This is a genomic window from Plantibacter sp. ME-Dv--P-122b (genome assembly GCF_030209375.1).
Lineage (GTDB): Bacteria > Actinomycetota > Actinomycetes > Actinomycetales > Microbacteriaceae > Plantibacter.
In genome coordinates this window covers 25,235-50,004 of record NZ_JARVSC010000012.1, presented here as the reverse complement: position 1 = coordinate 50,004, position 24,770 = coordinate 25,235, and the positions used below count along the sequence as shown (strand labels likewise).

At 70.0% G+C, this 24,770-nt stretch carries 23 protein-coding genes and 1 tRNA gene; 10 read left to right on the top strand and 14 right to left on the bottom strand.

Going from position 1 to position 24,770, the window contains the following annotated elements; translation table 11 throughout:
* Positions 1 to 28 precede the first annotated feature (28 nt).
* Positions 29 to 922 (bottom strand): UTP--glucose-1-phosphate uridylyltransferase GalU, encoded by an 894-nt coding sequence (gene galU, locus QRN19_RS18390; RefSeq protein WP_137242063.1) that lies wholly within the window; start codon positions 920 to 922, stop codon positions 29 to 31.
* A 153-nt stretch (positions 923 to 1,075) separates the two neighbouring features.
* Here galU and QRN19_RS18385 point away from each other — a divergent pair, with 153 nt between their 5' ends.
* From QRN19_RS18385 to mscL, 3 genes are read left to right on the top strand one after another with little or no spacing between them, the layout of a single operon-like run.
* Positions 1,076 to 1,675 (top strand): 5-formyltetrahydrofolate cyclo-ligase, encoded by a 600-nt coding sequence (locus QRN19_RS18385; RefSeq protein ID WP_285028668.1) that lies wholly within the window; start codon positions 1,076 to 1,078, stop codon positions 1,673 to 1,675.
* A gap of 32 nt (positions 1,676 to 1,707) precedes the next feature.
* The gene (locus QRN19_RS18380) at positions 1,708 to 2,046 is read left to right on the top strand and encodes an FmdB family zinc ribbon protein (RefSeq protein WP_285028667.1); all 339 of its coding nucleotides are present in this window, start codon (positions 1,708 to 1,710) and stop codon (positions 2,044 to 2,046) included.
* 51 nt (positions 2,047 to 2,097) lie between these two features.
* Positions 2,098 to 2,544: a large conductance mechanosensitive channel protein MscL gene (mscL, locus tag QRN19_RS18375; RefSeq protein ID WP_285028666.1), complete on the top strand. Its 447-nt coding sequence runs from the start codon at positions 2,098 to 2,100 to the stop codon at positions 2,542 to 2,544.
* 36 nt (positions 2,545 to 2,580) lie between these two features.
* On the opposite strand, the gene QRN19_RS18370 is transcribed toward mscL, so the two are convergent.
* The 3 genes from QRN19_RS18370 to QRN19_RS18360 all read right to left on the bottom strand — a co-directional run bounded on the left by QRN19_RS18370 (position 2,581) and on the right by QRN19_RS18360 (position 7,864).
* Positions 2,581 to 2,796, bottom strand: coding sequence for a hypothetical protein (locus QRN19_RS18370; RefSeq protein WP_285028665.1), 216 nt, complete (start codon positions 2,794 to 2,796; stop codon positions 2,581 to 2,583).
* 16 nt (positions 2,797 to 2,812) lie between these two features.
* A complete protein-coding gene (locus QRN19_RS18365; RefSeq protein WP_285028664.1) occupies positions 2,813 to 6,514 on the bottom strand; it encodes an AAA family ATPase in 3,702 nt (1,233 codons plus the stop codon).
* Between the two features lie 135 nt (positions 6,515 to 6,649).
* Complete coding sequence (locus QRN19_RS18360) at positions 6,650 to 7,864, bottom strand: ROK family transcriptional regulator (RefSeq protein WP_285028663.1); 1,215 nt, start codon at positions 7,862 to 7,864, stop codon at positions 6,650 to 6,652.
* A gap of 116 nt (positions 7,865 to 7,980) precedes the next feature.
* Here QRN19_RS18360 and QRN19_RS18355 point away from each other — a divergent pair, with 116 nt between their 5' ends.
* Entirely contained in the window at positions 7,981 to 9,183 is a 1,203-nt protein-coding gene (locus tag QRN19_RS18355; RefSeq protein WP_285028662.1) for a glycosyltransferase family 4 protein, read from the top strand.
* Here QRN19_RS18355 and QRN19_RS18350 read toward each other — a convergent pair.
* A complete protein-coding gene (locus QRN19_RS18350) occupies positions 9,146 to 10,180 on the bottom strand; it encodes a Gfo/Idh/MocA family protein (protein WP_285028661.1) in 1,035 nt (344 codons plus the stop codon). The genes QRN19_RS18355 and QRN19_RS18350 overlap by 38 nt on opposite strands.
* A 164-nt stretch (positions 10,181 to 10,344) precedes the next feature.
* Between QRN19_RS18350 and QRN19_RS18345 the strand changes: the two genes are divergently transcribed.
* Positions 10,345 to 10,842: a LysM peptidoglycan-binding domain-containing protein gene (locus QRN19_RS18345; RefSeq protein WP_285028660.1), complete on the top strand. Its 498-nt coding sequence runs from the start codon at positions 10,345 to 10,347 to the stop codon at positions 10,840 to 10,842.
* A 19-nt stretch (positions 10,843 to 10,861) separates the two neighbouring features.
* On the opposite strand, the gene QRN19_RS18340 is transcribed toward QRN19_RS18345, so the two are convergent.
* The gene (locus QRN19_RS18340; RefSeq protein ID WP_285028659.1) at positions 10,862 to 12,286 is read right to left on the bottom strand and encodes a CitMHS family transporter; all 1,425 of its coding nucleotides are present in this window, start codon (positions 12,284 to 12,286) and stop codon (positions 10,862 to 10,864) included.
* A gap of 228 nt (positions 12,287 to 12,514) precedes the next feature.
* Here QRN19_RS18340 and QRN19_RS18335 point away from each other — a divergent pair, with 228 nt between their 5' ends.
* Positions 12,515 to 14,254 (top strand): sensor histidine kinase, encoded by a 1,740-nt coding sequence (locus QRN19_RS18335; protein ID WP_285028658.1) that lies wholly within the window; start codon positions 12,515 to 12,517, stop codon positions 14,252 to 14,254.
* Positions 14,254 to 14,925, top strand: coding sequence for a response regulator (locus tag QRN19_RS18330; protein ID WP_285028657.1), 672 nt, complete (start codon positions 14,254 to 14,256; stop codon positions 14,923 to 14,925). Before QRN19_RS18335 ends, QRN19_RS18330 begins: the two co-directional genes overlap by 1 nt.
* A gap of 216 nt (positions 14,926 to 15,141) precedes the next feature.
* On the opposite strand, the gene QRN19_RS18325 is transcribed toward QRN19_RS18330, so the two are convergent.
* The 6 genes from QRN19_RS18325 to QRN19_RS18300 form a co-directional block, all read right to left on the bottom strand.
* Positions 15,142 to 15,795, bottom strand: a complete 654-nt coding sequence (locus QRN19_RS18325) for a ScbR family autoregulator-binding transcription factor (RefSeq protein WP_079705384.1) — start codon at positions 15,793 to 15,795, stop codon at positions 15,142 to 15,144.
* 182 nt (positions 15,796 to 15,977) lie between these two features.
* Positions 15,978 to 16,820 (bottom strand): LysR family transcriptional regulator, encoded by an 843-nt coding sequence (locus QRN19_RS18320; protein ID WP_285028656.1) that lies wholly within the window; start codon positions 16,818 to 16,820, stop codon positions 15,978 to 15,980.
* Between the two features lie 78 nt (positions 16,821 to 16,898).
* Positions 16,899 to 16,970: transfer RNA gene (locus tag QRN19_RS18315), tRNA-Arg, on the bottom strand.
* 25 nt (positions 16,971 to 16,995) lie between these two features.
* A complete protein-coding gene (locus QRN19_RS18310; protein WP_079001921.1) occupies positions 16,996 to 17,493 on the bottom strand; it encodes an HNH endonuclease in 498 nt (165 codons plus the stop codon).
* Between the two features lie 428 nt (positions 17,494 to 17,921).
* Positions 17,922 to 19,091 carry a CHAP domain-containing protein gene (locus QRN19_RS18305; protein ID WP_285028655.1) on the bottom strand — a complete coding sequence of 390 codons (1,170 nt, stop codon included), beginning with the start codon at positions 19,089 to 19,091 and terminating at the stop codon, positions 17,922 to 17,924.
* A gap of 249 nt (positions 19,092 to 19,340) precedes the next feature.
* A complete protein-coding gene (locus QRN19_RS18300) occupies positions 19,341 to 20,042 on the bottom strand; it encodes an iron-dependent transcriptional repressor DtxR (protein ID WP_064296556.1) in 702 nt (233 codons plus the stop codon).
* A 143-nt stretch (positions 20,043 to 20,185) separates the two neighbouring features.
* On the opposite strand from QRN19_RS18300, the gene serC reads away from it, so the two are divergent.
* The gene (serC, locus tag QRN19_RS18295) at positions 20,186 to 21,298 is read left to right on the top strand and encodes a phosphoserine transaminase (RefSeq protein WP_285028654.1); all 1,113 of its coding nucleotides are present in this window, start codon (positions 20,186 to 20,188) and stop codon (positions 21,296 to 21,298) included.
* A gap of 86 nt (positions 21,299 to 21,384) precedes the next feature.
* On the opposite strand, the gene QRN19_RS18290 is transcribed toward serC, so the two are convergent.
* The gene (locus QRN19_RS18290) at positions 21,385 to 22,122 is read right to left on the bottom strand and encodes a DUF3027 domain-containing protein (protein WP_285028653.1); all 738 of its coding nucleotides are present in this window, start codon (positions 22,120 to 22,122) and stop codon (positions 21,385 to 21,387) included.
* Complete coding sequence (locus QRN19_RS18285) at positions 22,115 to 22,498, bottom strand: cold-shock protein (protein WP_064296559.1); 384 nt, start codon at positions 22,496 to 22,498, stop codon at positions 22,115 to 22,117. The genes QRN19_RS18290 and QRN19_RS18285 overlap by 8 nt, the downstream gene beginning before the upstream one ends.
* A 135-nt stretch (positions 22,499 to 22,633) precedes the next feature.
* Between QRN19_RS18285 and QRN19_RS18280 the strand changes: the two genes are divergently transcribed.
* Positions 22,634 to 22,909 carry a multidrug ABC transporter ATPase gene (locus QRN19_RS18280; protein WP_124768896.1) on the top strand — a complete coding sequence of 92 codons (276 nt, stop codon included), beginning with the start codon at positions 22,634 to 22,636 and terminating at the stop codon, positions 22,907 to 22,909.
* 5 nt (positions 22,910 to 22,914) lie between these two features.
* Positions 22,915 to 24,750, top strand: a complete 1,836-nt coding sequence (locus tag QRN19_RS18275; protein WP_285028652.1) for a helicase-associated domain-containing protein — start codon at positions 22,915 to 22,917, stop codon at positions 24,748 to 24,750.
* The last annotated feature ends 20 nt before the right edge of the window (positions 24,751 to 24,770 follow it).

Genomic DNA, 24,770 nt, shown 5'->3' with positions numbered 1-24,770 from the left:
GGGGCGCGTCGTGTGTCGTCGGGTGGACTCAGTCGAGGTCCCCGGCGAAGTCCTTGAGCCACGGACGCAGCTCGGGACCGAGATCCTCGCGGTCGACCGCGAGCTGCACGATCGCCTTGATGTAGTCCAGACGGTCGCCCGTGTCGTAGCGACGGCCGCGGAAGATGACGCCGTAGACGCCGCCCGTGCCCTCGACGTCGGCTGCCATCTCCTGGAGCGCGTCGGTCAGTTGGATCTCGCCGCCCTTGCCCGGTTCGGTGCGCTCGAGGATCTCGAACACCTCGGGCTTCAGCACGTAGCGGCCGATGATGGCGAGGTTGGACGGGGCGTCCTCCTTCGCGGGCTTCTCGACGAGGCCGGTCACCCGCACGACGTCGGCGTCGTCGGTCGCTTCCACGGCTGCTGCACCGTACATGTGGATCGAATCGGGGTCGACCTCCATGAGGGCGATGATCGTCGCGTTCCGCTTGTCCTGCTCGTCGAGCATGCGCTCGAGGAGGACGTCGCGGGCGTCGATCAGGTCGTCGCCGAGGAGCACGGCGAAGGGCTCGTGGCCGACGTGGCGCTTGGCCCGCAGGACGGCATGGCCGAGGCCCTTCGGGTCACCCTGGCGCAGGAAGTGGATGTCGGCGAGCTCACTCGACTCGTTGACCTTCTCGAGGCGCTGGGTGTCGCCCTTCTTCGCGAGGTTGAGCTCGAGCTCGGTCACGCGGTCGAAGTGGTTCGCGAGGGCGTTCTTGTTGCGGCCGATGATCATGAGCACATCGGCGAGCCCGGCGCTGACGGCCTCCTCGACGACGTACTGGATGGCCGGCTTGTCGACGACGGGGAGCATCTCCTTCGGCAGGGCCTTCGTTGCCGGAAGGAACCGGGTACCGAGACCCGCTGCGGGGATGACTGCTTTGGTAACACGAGTGGTCATGAGGGAAAACCTATCGTGTGGAGCCGGGGAAGTCGTCGAATACCCCCTCGATCGAGGGTGAAATCCCCTGAACCCCTGGACGAGGCGGCGGATGTCGGGTATGACGGCGGGCAACGAGCCGAGCGCGACGACGAGCCGTTTAGAATGGGTCGCATGACGAGCCCCGCCGAACACGAGAAACGAGCGCTGCGCGCCGAGCTCCGTGAGCGGCGGGAGCTGCTCACGTCCCTGGAGAAGGAGCGCTCGACCAGCGGCCTGACGGACAACCTCCGAGCCCTCGTCTCCCGCTCCGGCGCGACCTCCATCGCCTGCTACCTCTCCTCCCCGAGCGAGCCCGACACCCGTCCCTTCCTCCAGTGGGCGCAGGAGGCGGGCATCCGCATCCTGTTCCCCATCACCCGCACCGACGGGCTCCTCGACTGGACGATCGGCGAGGAGGGTATCGAGACGGTGGGCTTCGCCGGCACGCCCGAGGTCGTGGGCACCACGCTCGGTCCCATCGCGATCAACGACGTCGACCTCATCCTCGTCCCCGCGGCCGCCGTCGACGCACACGGTATGCGCATGGGCTGGGGTCGCGGGTACTTCGACAAGACGCTCGGCTCGATGGAGCGCTGCCCTCCCGTCTACGCCGTGCTGTACGACACCGAGATCCTCGACGAGGTCCCGAGCGAGATCCACGACGAACCCGTCGGCGGTGCCGTCACCCCGAGCCGCATCCTCGACTTCGACCAGGTCAGACCGCGCCGCTGAGCGCGCCGACCCACCACATCCCAGGAGACCCCGTGCCCACCTACGCCTACCGTTGCACCGAGTGCGGCAACGCCTTCGACGTCCAGCAGTCCTTCACCGACGACTCCCTCACCGAGTGCCCGGCGTGCTCCGGCAAGCTGCGCAAGCTGTTCAGCGCGGTCGGTGTCACGTTCAACGGCTCCGGCTTCTACCGCACGGACTCCCGCGCCGGTGCCGGCAAGGGCTCGAGCTCGATCCCGGCCTCCTCGAAGTCCTCGGAGGGGTCGTCGAGCTCGTCTTCCTCGGACACCAAGGGCGGATCCTCCTCGGGCGGCTCCTCCAGCTCCGGCTCCAGCGCCACACCGGCCTCCGCTGGGAGCGCCGCGTCGTAACCCGGTAGCGTAGCCAGGGTCCTGCCCATCCCCGATCCTCAGGGAGACCCCATGCTCAAAGGCTTCAAGGAGTTCATCCTCCGCGGCAACGTGATCGACCTGGCCGTGGCCGTCGTGATCGGGGCCGCATTCACCGCCATCGTCAACTCGCTCGTCGAGAACATCTTCAACCCGCTGCTCGGGGCGCTCTTCCGCGCGGAGAGCCTGAACGACGCGTTCAACGTCTCCATCCCGACGGTCGACGGCGACCCTGCCGTCATCCACTTCGGCGCGTTCATCGGCGCGACCATCCAGTTCCTGTTGGTAGCCGCCGTGGTCTACTTCGTCATCGTGCTGCCGATGAACCACTTCAAGCGCGTCACCACGAAGCCGACGATCGCCGACGAGGCCGCAGCACCGAGCGAGCTGTCGCTCCTCACCGAGATCCGCGACGTCCTGAAGACGGGCACGAGCTCACCGCTGCCGCCCGCACGCGACGACACGACCGACGGCCGCTAGTCCGGCTCGTTCAGCACCATCGACGTCCCGTCCCACTCACCAGTGGGGCGGGACGTTGCGTTGCAGCTCGTCGTCGTTGCCGCCGCCGCCCGCGGGCTTGGTGGCGCCTCCCCAGGCCGCGTCGGTGTCCTCCGCGGCCTTGACCGGATCGGCCGGCAGCTGCGGCGCGGGATCCGTCCCGGGAGCACCGGGGCGGATCGCCCGCCTCGATCCTCGCGGACGGACGATCCGTGGCTCCTGATCGTCCTGCATGATCAGTGTCCGACCATCAGTGGCGTGGGACCTGCACGGCGATCGGCGCGGTGTCGAGGTGTTCGGTCGTGTTGAGCCCGAGCACACCGGCCACGCGCTGCGCGACCGCCTCGGCGTCGGCGAAGAGGTCGAAACTGTGCACGCGGACGTAGTGCCAGCCGAGACGGCGCAGGACGTCGGGACGGAGCCGCAGCGACTCCCGGAGGCTCGCGTCACCCAGCTCCTCGTCGCACTCGACGACCACGGCTCGGCCACCCCACGAGGCGACCAGGGCGAGCTTGCCCCGGTACCCCATGTCGACCCGCATCCCGAGCGTTTCCAGGCGCGTCGCGAGGTCGACGAGCATCGGCTCGGCCTCGTGCGTCGCCTGATCCTCGGAGGCGCGACGCGACGTGTCCGTGAGGATGCGTGCGAGCGCCAGGATGCCGTGCTGGATCCGGTTCTGGTCGAGGTCTTCGGGGCGGACACACGAGACGATCACCATGGACCGCCGTGCGCGCGTCATGCCGACCGCGAGCAGTCGGTCGCCGCCGGGCTGGCCCAATGCTCCGAAGTCGGACAGGACACGTCCGTGCGGCGTCAGGCCGTATCCGATCGAGAAGATGACGCGGTCGCGGCTCTCGGCCACGGACTGCTCGAGCGTCAGGACGGTGAACGGTTCCGCCCGCTCGCGGAGGAGGAAGTCGGAGAGGTCGGCACGGCGGGAGAACGCTGCGAGGACGGCCTGCTGGACCCGGACCGCGTGCTTGTCGCTCGCCGTCACGACCATCAAGGATTCCTTCGGGCGGTTCGAGGCGTGCTCGAGGACGAGTTCGACGACCCGCTCGACCTCGACGTCGACACTCTCCACCGCTCCGGTGACCGGGTCGGGCATGCCGAGTCCCCCGGGCACGTAGTCGAGGCTCAGGCTGCCGTGGCCGAGGAACGAACCCGCCCACGGGAGGGAGTCGATCTGGCCGCCGTAGAACCGCTCGTTGACGAGTTCCGCGAGGTCCTCGCCTCCGGCACGGTAGGAGCGCGTCAGCATGAGGGTCGGCAGGACCGAACTCAGCTGTTCGAGCGCGGACTCACGGTGCAGCTCGGCGATGTCGGCGTGCTGCTCAGGGGTCGCCTCCTGATCCGTCAGACGGATCTCGAAGGGCGACGGACTCTGCGTGACGGGGTCACCGAAGGCGACGACCTGACGCGCACGACGGATGGCGTCCACGTTCTCGGCGAGGAGCGTCGCCCCAGCGTCGACGAGGAAGACGGCGTCGAAGGAGGCGCTCTCGGGGATGCGCGGCACCTCGTACGGTGAGACGAGCCAGACCGGCGCGAGGACGCGGGACAGCGTGGGCGCCGCCTGCTCGAGCTCAGCGGCTCGGAGCGGTCGATCGCGCTTGAGGAGCGAGCGGAGCGCCATGCCTTCGGTGGCGTGGTCGACGAGGCCGATCTTCCAGGTGTCGGCCAGCAAGGAGGCGAGGAGCTGCCCGGAGGCGGAGGCGTGCGCCTCGTCCACCAGCCGGAAGTCGGACTCGAGACGCTCGACGACGCTCGTGTTCGCGCCGAGCAGACCGCGGTCCTCGGTGAGCACGAGTTCGAGCATCGACTGCCACCAGGCGAGCTCGAGCTCGTCGGCGAGGCGTGTCCGCGGCACGTGCCGCTGGGACAGGTCGACGATGAGCTCGCCGAGACCCTGCTCGCGCAGGCCGGCGAGGATCGCGGTGCGCTCCTGGAGGTTGTGGAGGACCTCGGATTCGGCGGCGAGCTCGGAGATCGTGCGGACGAGACTCGGGATCGCGAGGCGCCCGAGGCGGTCCGGCGTGTCGGCGATGCCGAGCGGCTGGTCGACCAGCTCGAGCTTCGCGGCGACCGTCTGGTACGCCTGCTCGACGTCTGCGATGCCGAGCGGCACCTCGGGCGGCGCGCCGGTCGTCACGTAGCGCTGCCACAGGGTGCGCTGCTGCTGGATGCGGCGGAGGGCGGCGTTCATGTCGGGCACGTGTGCGCCGGGCCGCAGGTACTCCTTGGCCAGGGCCTTGAGTCGCCGACGGCTCGCCGACGACATCGCGGCGGAATCCTTCCGCGGGCTCGTGGCGACGATGAGGTCGGCGAGTGACCGGTCGAAGACGTCCGGCTGGAAGCGGTCGAGCGTCTCCCGGATGTCCGCGAGGAGTCGCAGGTAGATGCCCAGCTCGTCGATGGATTCGAACGGCCGCATCTGCGTCTGCCCGATGAGGCCGTACGCGCGCTCCAGCAGCTGCGGCAGGTCCTTGCGGTGCAGGCGCTTGGCGAGGTCGTGGGTCTCCTGGGCTTCCGCGGTCGTGTCGAACGACGCGCCGTACCAAGGCGAGTCGCCCGGACCGTAGCGGAACTCGCCGAGGGCGGCCGCGCCTCCGAGCGCCTCCGCCGCGCGGGAGCGGCCCGCGGCGAGCCCGACGAGCGTCTGGCGGTCGAGCCGGACGAGGGTTCCCGGAGGGTGCGGCAGCTTAGAGAGCTTCGACAGCGCCTCGAGCGCATCGATGACCGAGACCCGCAGGTCGGGGTCCTTCGCCTGGAGCGAGGTGCGGTAGTCGATGAGGACCCGACGCAGCCGGACGAGTGCGTCGTCGACCTCACCGACCTGCGGCGGGATCGCCCGCTCGTTGCGTGTGATCGCCTGGATGAGGTCGCGGCGGAGGGTCGACGGCGAGGCGCACAGCCCCGGCAGACCGACCTTGGTCAACCGGTGGCGGATGCCCTCGAGCGTGGAGCGGCGGGGGCTGACGACGAGGACGCGCTTGTGCTGCGACGCGAGGACGCCGATGGCGTTCACGATGGTCTGCGTGCCGCCCGTGCCCGGAAGCGTCGTGACGACGAGCGAGTTGCCGGCGCCGATCTGCGCGATGACGTTCTCCTGCTCGACGTCCGCGTCGAGCAGCAGGGTGTCGGTCGACGGCGGGCGGTCGTCCTGGCCCGGCGCGTCGACGGGCGTGAAGCTGCTGCGCACGAGGCCGACGGCTCCCTCGTCGCCGGCGACGGCATCGAGGATCGGGTGGTCCAGCTTGGCGGCGTCGTCGAGCAGGGAGTGACCGACGGCGGCGAACGAGGAGACGAGCAGACGTGGCTGGACGGTGAACCACTCGAGCCCGGCGGCGAGCGAGCGGAGGCGGTCGATGACGGGCTGCGGCTTGAAGACCCCACCCGACTCGCTCAGCGCGACGAACTCGTCGGGATCGAGGACGATGCCGAACTGCTCGCGGAGGGCGCGGACGAGCTCCGGGTTCGCGGTCGTCGCGCCGCGCAGCTTGACCTCGTAGTCGCGACCGTACCGGCGGATGGCCAGCGGCCGGAGCAGGACCGGCGCGCTGAAGTCCTCACCCTGATGCGTCCACTGGGCGAGGCCGACGGCGAGGTGGACGGCGTCGATGCCGCGGACGGTGGAGAGCTCGATGCCCTTCGTCGTGATGCGGTCGGCGGCGCGCTTCGCACCGCGGAGCGCGATCTCGTCGCGGATGAGGTTCGACAGCAGCGTCGACTTGCCCGAGATGAACTGCGGCAGACCACCAGGATGCGTCGAGCTGAGCTCCACCCGGGTCGTCGGGGCGTCCACGAAATGGAGCAGCGGCGAGGGGCCACCGACCGTGCTGAGCTGCTGGCGCCAAGCATGCAGCGCCGTGTCGACCACGCCTGCCGATGCCGCCACGGGACCCTCGCGGAGTTGCGCCTCCGCTGCTTCCCGTTCGACTCCGGACGTCACGTCGCCGTCATCCCGTCTCTTCTCTAGCCGCCACACACTTGCACCATACGTGCCCGGTAGCGGAAACACCGGGAAGCGGTGCGGTTTTTCGCCGAGTCCGCCGAGGAAATGTGCGACGCGCGCGTCGTCCGAGGGTCAGGAGACACCGAGGAGGCCGGAGAGCACCATCACCGCGGTGCCCCGCAGGACGATGTCGGCGCCCTGCTCGCTCATCCGGATCTGCACGCCGCCGTGGAACTCGGTCATCGTGCGCGCCCGCACGGTCTCGATCGCCGCGTCGAGGAGCACGCCGGCGAGCAGTTCCTCCGGGCCGCTCACGACGATCTCCGACAGGTTCAGCGCACCGACGATCGCGGCGAGCGAGACACCGAGGCGCTCCCCCGCGGCGCGGAGGATCTCCTCGCGACGCTGCTCGACCTCCGTGGAGGGAAGATCGCTCGCCTCGGCCGCCGCGAGGAGCTCACGGAGGTGCGGCACGGCGAGCCAGGCCTCGAGGCACCCGTGCTTCCCGCAGGCACACAGCGGCCCGCCGTCGGTGCCGACGACCACGTGGCCGATCTCACCGGCTGCGAACCGGCTCCCGAAGAGCGGATGGCCGCCCACGAGCAGCCCCGCCCCGACGCCGTTCCCCACGCTCACGAGCATGAGGTCGCCGTCGGCCCCGCCGAAGCTGTATTCCGCGAGCACCGCGGCATTGGCGTCGTTCGCGACGAGGACCGGCACCTGGGCGACCTGCTCGATCGCACCCTGGAGGTCGACGTCGGTCCAGCCGAGGTTGGGCGCGCTGCGGACCGTGCCGGTCATGTCGACGACGCCGGGCGAACCGACCCCGATGCCCAGCACCTCGACCGTCGCCTCCTCGACGAGGTCTGCGGCGAGCGCGACGGCCTTCGCGATCGCGTCCGCCCCCGTCGCGCCGTCGAGCGGCACCTCGAGCATCGTCACGACCTCGCCGTCGAGGGTCAGCACCGCGCCTCGGAACACCTCGGTGTCGGAGAGGTCGAGGCCGACGATCTGGAACTCGTCGCGGTTGATGTCGATGAGCGTGGCGGGCTTGCCGGGGCGAGAGGTCTCGCGGAGACCGACCTCGACGATGAGGTTGTCCGCGATGAGCGAGGCGACGAGGTCGGAGATGCTCACCCGGGTCAGGCCGGTGGCGCGGGCGATGTCGGCACGACTCATGGCCCCGCTGGCGAAGAGGGTCTGGAGGACGAGGGCCCGGTTGTGACCACGGGCGTGCTCCGGCAGGACCTTCGCGTTCGGCCGCAGCCGCCGCGCCGGGGTGTACGAGAAGGATTCGATCCGCTCCGACGCGATCCCGCCGCCGCTTCCGAATCCACCAGCACTCATGCGATAAGTAAAGCAGGCTGCGCCTCATCGTGCGGCACCGCGATGTCACCCGATAGTCACCGACACGTCGCCCGCCGGGCACCGCTGCGACCCGTACGACGCGGAGCATCGTGGGTGTGAGGATCGCAATCGTGACCGAGTCGTTCCTGCCGCAGATGAACGGCGTCACCCACTCCCTGCTCCGCATCATGGAGCACTTCGCGGACCGAGGGGACGAGGTGCTCGTCATCGCCCCCGGCGCCGGAACCTCGACGCCGCGGCTCCACGAGGGCTTCCGGGTGGACGGCGTCCCGTCGATCCCGCTCCCCCGCTACCGGAACGTGCGGGTCGCCGCCGGCGGGGTCGGCCGGATCACGGAGCTCCTCCGCGGCTTCCGCCCCGACGTGGTGCACCTGGCCTCGCCGTTCGTCCTCGGCTGGCGCGGTGTCCAGGCCGCCGAGCGTCTCGGCGTCCCGACCGTCGCCGTGTACCAGACCGACATCCCGGCCTACGCCGGACGGTACGGGTTCCCGGTCGCCGAAGCGCTGCTGTGGCAGCACGTCGAGCGCCTCCACGGCCGGTCGACGCTCACGCTCGCGCCGTCACGGCAGTCGATCGCTCAGCTGGAGGCGCACGCCATCCCGCGGGTCCGCCTGTGGGTGCGCGGCGTCGACGCCGTGCGGTTCTCCCCGGAGCGGCGCAGCGAGGCCTGGCGTCGTTCCGTCGCTCCCGGCGGCGAACGGATCGTGGGCTATGTCGGTCGGCTCGCGGCCGAGAAGCAGGTCGAGGACCTCGCAGTGCTCGGTGGGCTCCCGGGCGTCAAGCTCGTCATCGTCGGCGAGGGGCCGCTGCGTGCCTCGCTCGAACAGCGACTCCCGAACGCGGTCTTCACCGGGTTCCTGGGCGGTGAGGAGCTGGCGGTCGCGATGGCGGGACTGGACGTGTTCGTCCACCCCGGCGAGTCGGAGACCTTCTGCCAGACCATCCAGGAGGCGATGGCGTCTGGCGTACCCGTCGTCGCGACCGGTCGAGGTGGGCCGGTCGACCTCGTCGACTCCAGCCGCACCGGGTGGCTCTACGAACCCGGCAGGCTCGAACAGCTGCGCGGGTTCGTCCAGGACCTCGTGGGCGACGAGGTGAAGCGGGCGGCGTTCGGTGCCGCAGCTCGGGCAGGCGTCCTGCCGCGCAGTTGGAAGAGCGTCAGCAGCGCCCTGATCGGGCACTACAGCGACGCCATCGAGTTGCACGAGGGCGCTCGGGCACGACGGAGCGGTCTCGACCCGCGTGTTCAGGTGCCTCGGGTCACTCGCCCGGGTACCGGACGCCGATCTGGCGCCTGACCTCGTCGAGGGTCTCCATGATCGCCACCGTCTCGGCGAGCGGCATGATGTCACCGGAGAGGCGGCCCTCAGAGGCGAGCCGTTCGAGTTCCCACGCCTGGAAGTGCATCCCACGGCCGTCCACTTCGGAGCGGTAGGTCTCCACGACCTCGCCGTCAGTGCCGAACACCTGGAAGGTCGTCGCCGTGTACCAGACGCGGTCGAACTCGATCCAGCCGTCGGTCCCGACGATGGCCGCGCGGTTCGGGCCGACGGTGTTGCTCGCCGACAGGGTGTTCGCCACCTGGCCGTCCGCGTAGCCGAAGAGGGTCGCGACCTGCATGTCCGCCCCCGTGTCGTGGAGCGCGGCCGTGGCCTGGATCGTCGTCGGGGTCCCGAAGACCGACGATGCGAAGGAGACCGGGTACACGCCGAGGTCGAGCAGCGCGCCGCCGCCCAGCTCGAGGTTGTTCATGCGGTGCTCCGGGTCGTCCGAGAGCAGCTGGGTGTGATCGGCGACGAGGCTGCGCGGCTGTCCGATGACACCGTCGGCGAGCAACTCGCGGAGCCGGACCATGTGCGGAAGGAACCGGGTCCACATCGCCTCGAGGACGACCAAGCCGCGTTCCGCGGCGAGCGCCACGACCGCCTGCGCCTCGGCGGCGTTCAGGGTGAAGGGCTTCTCGATGAGGACGTGCTTCCCGGCGTCGAGCGCCAGCACCGCCTGCTCGGCGTGGAACGGGTGCGGGGTCGCGATGTAGATCACGTCGACCTCGGGGTCGGCGGCGAGCGCCTCGTACCCCACGTGGACGTTCGGGATGTCGAACTCGGCGGCGAACGCGGCGGCGGTCTCGGCGGAGCGCGAGGCGACGGCCCGGACGTCGAAGCCGTGCCGTCGGAGGTCGGCGGTGAAGCTCTTCGCGACGCCGGCGGGGCCGAGGATGCCCCATCGCAAGCCGGTGGACGGTCCTGCCGAGGGGGCTCCCGTTCCGGTCCGGTCGATGTCCTGCTCCGTCATGGCTCTCCTTCGATGCGCGTTCCAGCAGCCTACTGGAGGGCCTCTGGCGCTCGGGATTTCGGGGCTAGCCCTGCTCGGGCTCGAGGCGCCTCGCCGTAGGCTGAGGGTTCGACCGAGCCCCGCCGACCGCGCTGAGGGCCCGGTCCATCCTGGGGGGATGCGCTGTGGGGCCGAAGGAATCGACCGGACGTCGACGTGCGCTGTCGCACGCCCGGAATCTCGCGATCGGCGTCGTCGGTCTCCTCGCCCTCAGCGGCTGCGTCTCGGAGCCGGCCCCGCCGCCGGTGACGGTCGTCGTCACCCAGCAGCCGGACCCGTCGCCCTCGGTCGCCCCGGTCCCCACCTCGACCGCGCGCGACGCCCTGCCTCCTGAACCGGCGCCGATCGTGCCGAACGCGCCGGCGGAACCGGCGGAACCCCTTCCGGAGGGCCCCGCGTTCGACCTCGGGCCGCGGGACGGTGCGCTCGGCCCGGTCGTCTCGGACGCCGATGGCAATCCGATCAGTTACACCGTGGTCGCCGGCGACGTGTTCTTCGACATCGCGCAGCGCTTCGACCTGCCGCAGCAGCAGTTGCTCCGCATGAACCCGTCGATCCCGGGCCTCGGACTCGACATCTACATCGGCGACATCGTCAACCTCGACTGGACGACCACGCGTTGAGCCTCGGTGCCCGCCGGTGTCAGCCGAACGGGATGGTGCCGACGAGCACGCCGACGACGAGCATCACGAGCGAGACGATCGCGGCGCGCCACAGGACCTTCTTGTGGTGGTCGCCGAGGTTCACGCTGGCGAGCGAGACGAGCAGGAGGATGGCCGGCACGAGCGGGCTCTGCAGGTGGACCGGCTGACCCGTGATCGACGCGCGCGCCATCTCGACCGGTTCGATGCCGAAGGTCGAGGCGCTCTCGGCGAGCACCGGCAGGATGCCGAAGTAGAACGCGTCGTTGCTCATGAAGAACGTCATCGGGATGCTGAGCACCCCGGTGATGACCGCGAGGAAGGGTCCGAGCTCCGTCGGGATGATGTCGACGATCCAGTCGGCCATCGCGGTGACCATGCCGGTCCCGTTGAGGACGCCGATCAGCACACCGGCCGCGAGCACCATCGAGACGACGCCGACGATGCTCGGGGCATGGGCGACGATCTCCTTGGACTGCTGCGCGAGCCTCGGGAAGTTCACCAGGAGGGCGATGGCGGTGCCGACCATGAACACGTAGGGCAACGGCACGAGGTCGAGCACGAGCAGCGTCATGACCGCGACCGTGAGCACGAGGTTGACCCAGATGAGTCGCGGGCGCAGGGTGTCGCGCTCGGGGTCGAGCATCGTGTCGGCCATGGCCGTGTCTTCGGGGCGGACGAGGGTCGCGAGACGCCCACGGGCACTGGTCGAGAAGGTCGTCGACATACCGCCGGTGAGCGGGTGGTCGGCGGGACCGGAACCCGAACCCGGCGCGGCGACGCCCGAGGCACCGTCGCCGAGGAGGTCGACGCCCGCGAGGCGCTTGCGCTCCCCGAGCCCCAGGAACCAGGCGAAGGCGAACACGAGGACGAGGCCCGCGGCGAGCGACGGCAGCATCGGGACGAAGATCTCGGTCGGCGAGACACCCAGGGCTGAAGCGGCTCGGACGGTGGGCCCACCCCAGGGGACGATGTTGAGCGTGCCGTTCGCGAGCCCGGCGACGCAGGTGAGGACGACCGGGTTCATGCCGAGCCGCAGGTAGATCGGCAGCATCGCGGCGGTCGTCACGATGAAGGTCGTCGACCCGTCGCCGTCGAGTGACACCGCGCCCGCCAAGAGCGCCGTGCCGACGACGATCTTCGCCGGGTCGTTGCCGAGCGCACGGACGATGAACCGGACGAGCGGGTCGAAGAGCCCGACGTCGATCATGATCCCGAAGTACATGATCGCGAACATCAACAGGGCGGCGGTCGGAGCGAGGCTGCCGATCGCCTCGATGACCATGTCGCCGAGCCCGAGTCCGGCGCCGGCGAACAGCCCGAAGACGGTGGGGACGATGATGAGCGCCACCATCGGGGTGAGGCGCTTCGTCATGATCAGCACCATGAAGGTGAGGATCATCGCGAATCCGAGAATGACCAGCATGTCGACTCCTTCGTCTGCGTGCACCGCGGTGTGCACGACGGGGCGCGGCGCGGCGACACGGGCGATGGACCGAGCGCGGCGGGCGTTCCCGGAACCGTACGGGAGTGGCGCGGAGCTGTCTCGCTTGTGGGCGTTCGGCTCGGATCTGCGGGTTACACCGCCTTCTGCGCATTCTGCTCATCACGCGGTCGACGCCGCCCATCGCCCCGGCGACGTACGATCGGAGCCATGAGCGGCGAGGAGGCGGAGCTGCCAGGTCGGCGACGGGGCGGGCGCTCCAGCTTCGCGGCGCAGGTACTCGTGCTGCAGCTGGTCGTCGTCATCGCGGTCGTCGCCGTGTGCACGGGCGTGTTCGCCTGGATGAGCAGCGAGCGCCTCGTGCACGAGGCCCAGTCCACCGCCCTCGCGATCGCCCAGAGCGTCGCGAGCGATCCCGACGTCCGCACCGCCGTGACGCTCGAGGCACGTACCCCGGGGACGCCGACGGCGGCCGACCTCCGGACCGGCCCCCTGCAGGAGCTCGGCCGTGAGGTCGGCGCACGGACCGGGGCGCTCTTCGTGGTCATCACCGACGAGCGCGGGATCCGTCTGGCGCACCCCGACCCCGACCAGCTCGGGCTCCGGGTGAGCACCAGTGCGGAAGCGGCCCTGGCCGGGACGGAGTCGGTCTCGTGGGAGACCGGCACCCTCGGGCCGTCCGCTCGCGCCAAGGTGCCCGTCTTCGCGGCCGAATCGTCCGACACCGGTGGAGCTGCGATGTCGTCCGGCGCCGGCGAGGTCGTCGGCGAGATCAGCGTCGGGTTCGCGCCACAGCGCGTGTTCGCCGACGTCGTGGGCGAGACCATGCTGGTCGCGGGCGCTGCGCTGCTCGCGCTGACGATCGGCCTGTTCGCTTCGATGCTCATCCGGCGTCGGCTGCGGCGGCTGACCCTCGGCCTCGGACCGGAGGAACTCGCCGCGCTCGTGCAGAACCAGGCTGCGGTCCTCGGCGGTGTCGGCGAAGGGGTCCTCGGCGTCTCGCCGGACGGTGTCGTGACGGTGTGCACCGATCAGGCGGCCAGGCTACTCGACACCGGGTCGGTCGTCGGGCGCCGGTTCGACGACCTCGATCTGCCCGAGCGTCTGGTGCACCTCGTCGCGGACGACGCCCCGTCGCCGACCTCAGCCCAGCTCGTCGTCGGGTCCCGCGTCCTGTTCGTCGACGTCCGGCCCGTGTCCCGGGACGGCGTCGACCTCGGCCGGGTGGTCGTCGTCCGCGACCGCACCGACGTCGAGGCGCTCACCCGGCGGCTCGACGCGGTCGCGACGATGACGACCGCACTCCGCGCGCAGCGGCACGAGTTCGCGAACCGGTTGCACGCGATCTCCGGCCTCCTCGAGACCGGGCAGGACGCCGAGGCCCGCGAGTATCTCGCCAACGTGCTCGATCACGGACCACTCAAGTACCCCGTCCAACACGCGGACCGCCTCACCGAGCCCTACCTCCAGGCCTTCCTCGGCGCGAAGGGCGTCGAAGCCGCGGAACGCGGGGTGCTCGTCACCATCGGCTCCGAGACCCTCGTCACCGGCTCCCTGTGCGATCCTGAGGACGTGACCACCGTCCTCGGCAACCTGCTCGACAATGCGGTGAACGCGGCCGTCGCGGGCCGGGTCCGACCGGCCTGGGTGGAGGTCGAGGTCCTCGACCACGGCACCGAGCTGCACTGCTCGGTGATGGACTCAGGTGACGGCGTCGCGGCGACCGGCCAGGACGACGCTCCACCCGCTGCCCCGACCATCGACCACGGCGACCTGGACGACGTCCACGGCCACGGGTTCGGTCTGCCCCTCTCACGCGACATCGCCCGTCGTCGAGGAGGGGACGTCTGGTTGGCCTCCCCCGGCGTCCGTGGCGAACACGGTGCGGTCTTCTGTGCGCGGCTCCCCGGGACGGTCGAGCCGGCGCCGTCCATGGCGGGAGACGGATGATGGCGGCCGATCTCACCGTGCTGGTCGTCGACGACGACTTCCACGTCGCCCGCCTGCACTGCCGGATCGTCGACGAGGTCGACGGGTTCCGTGCGCTCAGTCCTGCCGGGTCGGCAGCCGAGGCCGCACGGAGCATCGCCGCCGAGCCACCCGACCTCGTGCTCCTCGACGGTTACCTTCCCGATCGGAACGGGCTCGAGCTCCTCGTGGACCTCCCGATCGACACCATCGTCGTCTCCGCAGCGTCGGACGGTGCGTCCGTGCGCAGAGCGCTTCGTGCGGGAGCCCTCGGGTACCTGGTGAAGCCGTTCGCGCCGCAGGTGCTCCAGGACCGGCTCGCCGCCTACGCCCGCTTCCGCAACGTCCTCGACGAGGCGGTGAACGCCGACCAGGAGAGGATCGAGCGCGCCCTGCGCATCCTGCATTCCGGCGACGCCGGGGCGACGACCCGGTCGAGGTCCGCCACGGAGACGGCTGTCCTCGAGGCGGTGTCGGAGGCGGACGGCGAGCGCTCGGCCGCCGAGGTGGCCGAGCTGGTCGGCGTCTCACGCGCGACGGCGCAACGGTATCTCTCCGCGCTGGCCGCTCGAGGTCTCTTGACGACGCAGCTGCGGTACGGGACCACCGGGCGTCCAGAGCACCGATACGCGCCGCCAGGCGCCAGCCGCTGAGGCGTCCACACGCCGTCGGCTGGGCGATCCCCCCACGACATCGCCCAGCCCGGCACGTGAACCAACTCTTCGCCGATGGAACGCGGAATGCCCCCGCACACCGTGATCCATCCGTCGTCGGACGACGATCAGCAAAGTGAGTTAATCACCCGATTCAGTTTAGGGTGACCTCACGGCGCATGCGTCAGGGCTACCCCCTAACGTGCACCCGACCGCTCAGGCGTCCTGCGCGTCGAAGGCGGCGTCGAGGACGGCGAGCACCTCGGCCTGGCGGTCCGCGACGATGACCGCAGCGATGAGGATCCGCCACATCGTGTCGACCGCGTTGAGGAGGTCGGTCCGGCCGGCCAGCAGGTTCGAGATGAGCTGCGTCCCGGTGAAGAACGCGACGAAGGACCTCGCCAGTTCCGCCGGCTCGAGCGGAGACTGCAACTCACCGAGCTCGATCGAGGCCTGCACCCGCTCCTCGACGCTCGCGATCCACTGCTCGTGGAACGCGGTCGTCGGAGCCTGGATGACGCCCTGCTCGAGGGACAGCCGCAGGCCGGCGCGCGTGATGGGGTCGGTGAGCAGCTGCTCGGTGATGAGGCGGGAGGCCTGGACCAACCCACCGAACGGCGAGGGCGCGGTGGTCGGCGCGGTCAGCGCAGCGATCGAGCGCGTGCTCTGCTCGTTGATGACGGCGATCGCCAGTTCCTCTTTCGAGGGGAAGTAGAAGTAGAGCGAGCCCTGCGTCGTCCCCGCCTCGCGGGCGATGTCCGACAGGCTCGCCTGTCCGTAGCCGACCCGGTCGAACATGCGGGCGGCACCTTCGACGACGGTCTGGCGTCGTTCATGACCTCGTTGCTGCTGTGGTCGTCGTTCGGGCATGTGCGTTTCCTGCTTCTGTCATCCCCCGATTCAGGGATAAGCGTACCCACTCCGAGCTGAGAAGACGGTGTCGAACGCGGCAGAAATCCGGAACAAGTCGACCGACTTGATCGCGAGAAGATCCCGGTCGGGTCGCAAAAGGGCGCATCGGGAGTGTCATCACCGACCGAGACCGAGCGGACTCACTCGCGTCGGGTAACCAGGGCGAACCGCTCGCGGAGCTCAGGTGCGTCGGCGAACGGCCGCCAGCACAGGCCGTCGCCCTCCCGCATCGCGGCCACGGGACGGAGGGCGACGAGTCGCTCACCGAAGCGCAGGGCGTCGAGGAACAGCGTGTCGTTCCCCGCGTCGATCGTCAGTGAGCGCGGGTACCAGCCGCGCGCCGCGAGCGCGCCGGCCAGCCAGGCCGAGTACGCCGGATCCTTGCCGGGCTCGGGTCGGAGCAGCTCCTGATCGGCGAGATCGGACCACTCGATGACGTCCTTCGCCGACAGCGGGTGCGCCGCGCGCATGACCACGCCGAGCGGCAGCGTAGCGATCTCCTCGGCGGCGAGCTCGTCCGGCAGCTCGATCGGCAGACGGACGATGGTGGCGTCGAGACGACCGGTGGTGACGAGATGCAGTTGCTCGACCGGTTCGATCGCGACGGCGACCGCCGGGACGTCGATGCGGCGGCCGGCCTCGGAGACGACCGCGTCCCACGTCGTCGGCGGACGGCCGACCCGGATGTGCCGAGCCGGTGACGCGGGATCCATGTCGGCGACGACGTCGATGAAGGTGCGGACCTTCAACAGGAAGCGCTGCCCCTCGCGCGTCGGGCGATACTCCTCCCCCAGGACGCTGAACAGCTCGACCCCGAGCGCGGCCTCGAGCCGCCGCAGCTGCTGCGCAAGACTCGGCTGTGCGACCCCGAGCAGGTTCGCCGCGGCACCGAGCGTCCGAGCATCCGCGACGACCACGGCCGACCGCAGCTGACGAAGGGTGATGGCGTCGCGTTCGAGTTGGCGGTGGAGGTCGTGCGTCATGCTTCGAGCCTACGGCGTGCTCGCAGCCCTACCCGACATGCGAAGCCGTGCTCGCTTGGACGGCCGCACCTCCGACAGTGCCCCTGGAGGGACTCGAACCCCCAACCCTTTCCTTAGGACGGAACTGCTCTTCCATTGAGCTACAGAGGCTGACCCGTCGAGTTTAGCCGGTCGCTCAGGCGGCGGGCGCCAGGTACTGCTCCCAGTCGGGCTCCGAGCGCTCGACGCCCCGCACCATCCACTGCGAGCCGTGCGGCGTCCCCGGCGAGACGCGGAGGCTCCAGTTCATCTCCATCGGCGTGCGGTCACCCTTCACGTTGTTGCAGCGCAGGCAGCAGGCCACGAGGTTCTCCCAGCTGTCCACACCCCCGCGTGAGCGCGGTTGCACGTGGTCGATCGTCGTCGCCGCCTTTCCGCAGTAGGCGCAGCGGTGGCCGTCGCGGCGCAGCACCCCGCGGCGGGTCACGGGCACCCGCCGGGCGTTCGGGATCCGCACGTATCTGGTGAGCAGGATGACCGACGGCCGATCGAACGATCCACTCGTCGCCACCACGGGATGCGACGAGTCGATCTCCACCACGGTCGCCTTGTGATGCATCACGAGCACGAGGGCCCGCTTGAACGAGACGATCGCGAGCGGCTCGTAACCCGCGTTCAACACCAGTGTGCGCATGCACGTTCCCTTCCGAAAGGCCACGACGGCTGCCGCGACCGGTCGACGATCACCACCTGCAGCGTCGTTGACGCGCCGGATCGAGTCGTTTCCGGGGAACAAAAAAGGGCACTGTCATGACGACAGCACCCTCTTCACCCACGGCGGAGCCGCGGCACGCTTGGCTGGAATGCCGCAGCACGTAGAGGCCGCGACCATTCGCGACCACGTGGCGACGTATAGCGTGCATCAGCTCCTGAACCTCTCCGAGTTGCAGAGCACCAGATTAACCCACACCGACCGGATTTCCGCACGTTGCGGGAGAATTCCCCTCCGCGCCACCTCGGCTTCGGACGACGGACACCACCTGGTCGCGAACGGTCACCACCCCTCGACGACGAATCGCGTCCCTCCGATGGAGGGACGCGATCCAGGTCGAGCAGGTCGGATCAGCCGACGCCCGGAGGGTAGAGGTAGAGCGCCACGGCACTGGCGGCGATGGTGCGCGTGTTGTAGCTGTGTCGCGCGGAGCCCCAGTTGTACTCCTCCAGGGTGACCGTCCCGTCGGCGTTGACCGACTGCACATAGGCGACGTGGTTGTAGTTGAACCAGGCGACGGAGCCGGCGATGGCGTTCGTCCCCTTGTTGTACTGCCACGAGTCGGCCCAGCCGTAGGCACTGCTCGGCGGCAGGCCGTTGCCCCAGGTGAAGGCCCAGTTCCCGTTCGGCGTGCCCGCGTCGCGGTTGAGTCGCCAGGCGACGAAGTCCACACACTCGCGGTAGTAGTAGCGCAGCGGCGAGAGCCCGCCGCCCTCGTCGTCGGAAGCCTGATCGAACCAGGGGTAGTCGTCGCCGGCCTGGCGTGCGCCGACGGTGATCGAATAGGTGGCGTTGCTGGCCGCTGCAGCGGCGTCGAGCTGACGCTGACGCTCAGCGAGTTCGTCCGGCGTCGTCGCGGAGTAGAGGTCGCGAGCGATCGGCGCGTCGGCGACCTTGTCGGAAGCCACGACGCTCTGGGCACCGGAGGTCTTCAGCTGCTCCGAGGCGGACGTCCCGTACGCGGTCTGCGCGCTGCTGCTCGCCGCGTACGCCGGGAGGGCGACGGTGGCGACCAGAGCCGGCACGAGGAAGGCCATGGTGGCGACGCCGCGGACCGAGCCGGGTCGGGCTCCGGACGGCTTCGGCTTGCGCACGGCGACCGTCGACGCGGTCGGCTTGACCGGGGGCTTGCTCCGGGCGACGCGGTCCGCACCGGTGCGGAGCGGAGCGACGGTCGCGAACGAGGCGTCGGTGGCGGACGTCACGGTGAAGGACTGCGGGGCCGTCGGCTCCGGCGCGGCGGGCTTCGTCAGCGGTCGCTGGTCGAGGCGGACCTCGCCGGTCGTGACGGCAGTTTCTGCCTCCTCGACCACGGCATCGTCGAGGACGATCTCGGGGTGCTCGACAGGTGCGTCCGGTGCGACGTCGGCGACGAGCGCGTCGTCGGTTGCCGACTGGGACGGGGTGGTCGCCTCCCCCTGCTTCGCTGCCTGCTCCTGGAGCCGGAGCTGCTTCCGGGTGAGGGGGACGTTCGGGGTCGTCTCGGCCTGGTCGGGGCCGCTCTCGCCAGCTGCAGTCAAGTGGATTCCTCCGGCACCCCGCATGAGCGACGACGATCGCGGTATCGCGATCGGCATGGCGCAGCCCCATCCGACGATTGATGTCGGTTCGTGTGGCCGAGGGACGGGCTAGGGGGTGCCTCGGTCGTCTTCCTGGGGCCAGATCATGGCCTTCAGGACGAGTGACAGCCTACGGGTTACCCCTCAGAAAGTCACGTTTCGATCACGGGAAACCGGGCATATGAGGGAATCCTCATACGCGTCTCATGCTCACGCGGCAGGGGTCTCCACGAAGATGTGCGTCGCGAGCTCGTTCGGCAGCTCGAGGCCGCCCTCGACACCGTCGATGGTGACGAGCACGTAGCCGCCCGCGGCCGCGAAGGTTCCGGCGCGACCCGGCATGACACCGGCCTGCTTCAGCTGCAGGAGCAGCTCGGGGTCGACCTGCGCCGGTTCGCCGAGACGTCGAACCGTCGCCGTGACCGGCTCGGAGCGTCCTTCGACGAGGCCGACGATGTTGATGACGCCCTGCGAGAAGGCGACGGCGGGGCTGTCACCGAACTCGTCGAGTCCGGGGATCGGGGTGCCGTAGGGCGACTCGGTGGGGTGGTTGAGCATGTCGAGCAGCTTGCGCTCCACCTGCTCGCTCATGACGTGCTCCCAGCGACAGGCCTCCTCGTGGACGAACTCCCATTCGAGCCCGATGACGTCGCTCAGGAGCCGCTCCGCCAGGCGGTGCTTCCGCATGACGTGGACCGCCTTGCGTCGGCCCGGTTCGGTGAGCTCGAGGTGACGGTCGCCCGACACGACGACGAGTCCGTCGCGCTCCATCCGGCCGACCGTCTGCGAGACCGTCGGTCCGGAGTGCCCGAGGCGCTCGGAGATCCGCGCCCGAAGCGGGATGATGTTCTCCTCCTCGAGCTCCAGAATGGTGCGGAGATACATCTCTGTGGTGTCAATCAAATCGGTCATCGACGCCCTCCCTGCCCGATTGCACGTTCCCGGTAAGCCTAGTGCGCGGCGACGATGTTCCCGCGCCAAGCCACTCCGCCCCGCGTGGACGCATCGGGCGCCCTGGCACGACGCCATGAGGCCCCCGCCTCTAGAATCGCCGTATGCCGGAGATCACGATTCCCACGTCCCTTCTGCCCGCCGATGGTCGATTCGGCTGCGGCCCATCCAAGATCCGACCTGAGCAGATCGCAGCGCTCTCCGAGGCAGGCCTGTCCCTCCTCGGCACCTCCCACCGTCAGGCTCCCGTCAAGCAGCTCGTCGGCCGCGTGCGCGCCGGCCTGGCCGAGTTGTTCCGTGCCCCCGAGGGCTACGAGATCATCGTCGGCAACGGCGGCTCGACCGCGTTCTGGGACGCGGCCGCCTTCGGCCTCATCGAGCAGCGCAGCCAGAACCTCGTCTTCGGCGAGTTCGGCGGCAAGTTCGCCAAGGCGGCGGGTGCCCCGTGGCTCACCGCCCCGGACGTCCGTGAGGTGCCGGGTGGATCCCGCGTCGATCCCGAGGTGGTCGAGGGCGTCGACGTGTACGCCTGGCCGCACAACGAGACCTCGACCGGCGTCATGGCCCCGGTGCGACGTGTCTCCGGCGACACCGGCGCCCTCACGGTGATCGACGCGACGAGCGCCGCCGGTGGTGTCGACTTCGACGCGAGCCAGGCGGACGTCTACTACTTCGCACCGCAGAAGAACTTCGCATCCGATGGCGGCCTGTGGTTCGCGCTCTGCTCCCCAGCGGCGATCGAGCGCATCGAACGGATCGCGGCGAGCGGCCGTTACATCCCGGAGTTCCTGAGCCTGAAGAACGCGGTCGACAACTCACGACTCGAGCAGACGCTCAACACGCCCGCGTTGTCGACGCTCGTGCTCCTCGAGGAGCAGATCTCGTGGATCAACGGCAACGGCGGCCTCGCGTGGGCGTCGGCACGGACGGCCGAGTCCTCCGGCGCCCTGTACGAGTGGGCCGAGCGCACCTCCTACACGACGCCGTTCGTGACGAACCCCGACCACCGCTCGCAGGTCGTCGTCACGATCGACTTCGACGACGCGATCGACGCCGCGCTCGTCGCGAAGACCCTGCGGTCGAACGGCATCGTCGACACCGAGCCCTACCGCAAGCTCGGCCGCAACCAGCTGCGCGTCGCGACCTTCACGGCGATCGACCCCGCGGACGTCCGTCAGCTCATCGCGAGCATCGAACACGTCGTCGGGGCGCTCTGATCCGACTCCCCCGCTGAACGCCGAACGGGCGGTCGAACCCTCTCGAGGTTCGGCCGCCCGTTCGTCTGTCTCGTGTTGCGCGAGTGCTACTCGTCCTCGAACCGGTCGTCGTCCTCGTCGGAGTCGTCCTCATCGGAGTCCTCCTCGTCCGAGTGGTCGTCATCGTCATCCGAGTCGTCGTCCTCGTCGTCCTCGTCGGAATCGTCGGAATCGTCGTCCTCGTCGGTATCGTCGGACGCTGCATCGACATCGTCCTCGTCGTACTCGAGTTCGATGCCGTCGCGGTCGCGGTCGCGGGGATCCCCGGACAGCGCGACATCGTCGTCGTCGAACTCGTCGGTGTCATCCGCGTCGTCGAGGGCGTCGTCAGCCGCAGCCGCAGCCGCTGCCTCCTGCGCGGCGCGGTAGTCCGCGAGGCGTTCCGACCACGGCACCCACTGGGGAGCCAGCAACGCGCCGTCGCCGGGCATCAGCTCGGTCTCGAGCACGTTGGGCGCGGCGTCGTCGGCGGTCCGCGAGAGCGTCACCGTCCAGAACCATCCCGGGTAGCCGGGCATCGTGTTCGCGAACAGCAGCGAGACGACATGATCGTCGACCACGACGTGCCCGGCCGGCTCACCGACCGTGCTCGCAGGCGTGATCTCCTGCAACGCCTCGCGCGCGAGCTCCACGGCCGCGATCAGGGTCTCGTCCGGCACGGGTGCCGGTGTCGACTCGCCGTCGGTGCCGCCGCCAGAGCGCTGCTCGTCCGGCTCGGGTCGGGCATCCACGTTTGCCGTGACGTCGTGCTCCTCGGCCGGTGTCTCCTGGCCCGCGTCAGGCATCCAGCTCGTCCGCGACCTTGCGCAGCACGGCAGCGATCTTCTTGCTGTGGCTGCTGTTCGGGTACTTGCCGCGGCGCAGGTCGCCACCGATGCCGTCGAGGAGCTTCACGAGGTCCTCGACGATGATCGCCATGTCGTCGGCCGGCTTGCGCTTCAGCTTGACGAGGCTGGGCGGAGCCTCGAGGACGCGCACGGACAGCGCCTGGGCGCCGCGCTTGCCGTCGGCGATGCCGAACTCGAGCCGCGTCCCCGGCTTCACGCCGGCGGTGCCCGCAGGCAGTGCGGAAGCGTGCAGGAAGACCTCCTGGCCGTCATCAGAGCTGATGAAGCCGAAGCCCTTCTCCTCGTCGTAGAACTTGACCTTGCCGGTGGGCATGGGAACCTCGCTGTGTGTCGTGCGCAGAAATGCAGCGCCGTGCGGTGATCGCGCAGGAAGCGCGATCGAGAGGACCATCGGTCCTCGGCCCCCAGCCTATTCGGTGCAGCAGCCGCGTGCCTCTATCCTGGGAGCGTGACTGATGAGCAGACGCCGAGCATCTCGCGGCCCGAACGGATCCTGGCCTACATGGTCGTGACGATCGTCGCCGTGTCGATCGCCGCGTTCGTCGCGGTGATGGTCGGCACCGCCACCGGCCTCGAGCAGGGCGACTTCGCCGTCGGCGTCTGGCCGGTCGTGACGATCCTGCCGCTCGTCGGGCTCCCGATCGCCTTCCTGATGCTGATCACGCTCATCATCGTGGGTGCCGTCCGACGGTCCCGCGAATCCCGCGGTCAGTCGCCGCGCTGACGACCATGGGCGAGGCCTTCGCGATCGCGCGCCGCCTCCGGGACCTCCCGGACGACGTGCTCCGCAGGCTGGCGCCCGACCGCAGGGCCTCCTCAGCCCGGATCGCGGACTTCTTCGACTTCGCCGAGGCACTGTTGGACGATGCGAGCGTCGCCCGCCGGATGGCACTGCTCGACCGGCACACCCTCGCCGTGCTCGCCGCCGCGCTGGACGGGACGGAGCGCCAGTCGCTCGCGTCCACGCTCGGACGCGACGAGTCGGAGGTGGATGCCGCCCTGGAGCGGCTGGAGCGCGACATCCTCGTGCTGGACGACGGAGCCGGTCCGATCAGGCCGGTGAGCGCGGTGGCCGCGGTGTTCGAGGAGTGGGCGGCGAGCGGCAAGCCCGGCCGTGCCGAACTCCAGCTTCCGGCCGAGTCCCCGACGTCCCGCGCTCCACGCTCGGCCCCCGACACGGACGCCCTCGCGAGCGAGCGAGCGGCCGGCGCTGTCGGCATCGTCGGCGAGAGCCTCCACGAACTCGACCGCGAGCCCGCGCGCCTGCTCGGCCGGGGAGCACCGTCCATGCCGGACCTCAAACGGCTCGCAGCCGCGGCGGCGAGCACGCCCGACCAGATCGAGCTCGCCCTGTCCGTGGCATCGGCCGCCGGGCTCACGGACGCGATCGGCTCCGCCATCCGCCTGAGCGAGGTCGGCGAGACCTGGCTGGCATCGGCCACCGCGGAACGCTGGCTCCAGCTCGCGGCAGCCTGGCGCGACGCGATCCCGGCCACGATCCGCGATCACATCCTGGCGGCGTACCGGCGCGGTTCCGTCGACCTGGTCGAGGAGCTCAGCTGGTGGTATCCGCTGGCCGGTGATGCCGTCGTGGTGCCGACGCGCGCGGTCGACGCGGGTGCAGAGCTGCTCGGGATCACCGTGGACGGGGCGACCAGCGGGTTCGGACGACTCCTCATCGATGGCAACGCAGGCGACGCGGCCTCGACGCTCGCGTCCATGCTCCCCGCCGAGGTGTCGCAGGTCGTCCTCCAGGACGACCTCACCGTCATCGCACTCGGTCCCCCGACGGCGGAACTCGACGTCCGGCTCCGAGCCCTCGCGGAGCCGGAGGGGCGCGCCCAGGCGTCGCGGTACCGCATCACGACCGCGAGCATCACCCGCGCCCTTGCCGACGGAGACACGGCCGAGGACCTGCTCGCCTATCTCGAGTCGATCTCGCTGACCGGCGTCCCCCAGCCCCTGCGATACCTGGTGTCCGAGGCCGCATCCCGCTTCGGCCTCGTCCGCGTCGGGACGATCCGCGCGTCGGCCGACGCCTCGGCCGACCCTGGACGCAGCAGCTACATCCGCTCCGACGACGTGGGCCTGATCGCGGCGATCTCGGTCGACCAGAGCCTCGTGGCGCTGAGTCTCCGTCCGAGCGACGAGCACCGGCTCACCAGCCGGATCGAGGCGGCGACGGTCTACTGGGCCCTCCACGATGCGCGCTACCCGGTGGTCGCGGAGGACGAGGACGGCGCCCCACTCCGAATCCGCCGACAGCCGGTCATGCGCACCGGCCTCTCCGCACCGGCCGCTTCGACGGAACCGGATCTGGTGTCGCGGCTCCGCGCCGACGATCGCGGGGACACCAGCTCCGCGTGGTTGGCCAAGCAGCTGGAGATCGCCGTCCGCGACCACACGCCGGTCACCGTGCAGCTGCAGCACGGCGAGCGCCGATCCACGTTCACGATCGAACCGGTGAGTCTCGCAGGTGGTCGTCTGCGTGGTCTGGACCGGTCGGCCGACGTCGAACGCACCCTGCCACTCGCGATGATCACCGAGGTCCGGATCGCCGGCTGAGCGCCCACTCAAGGGGGTTG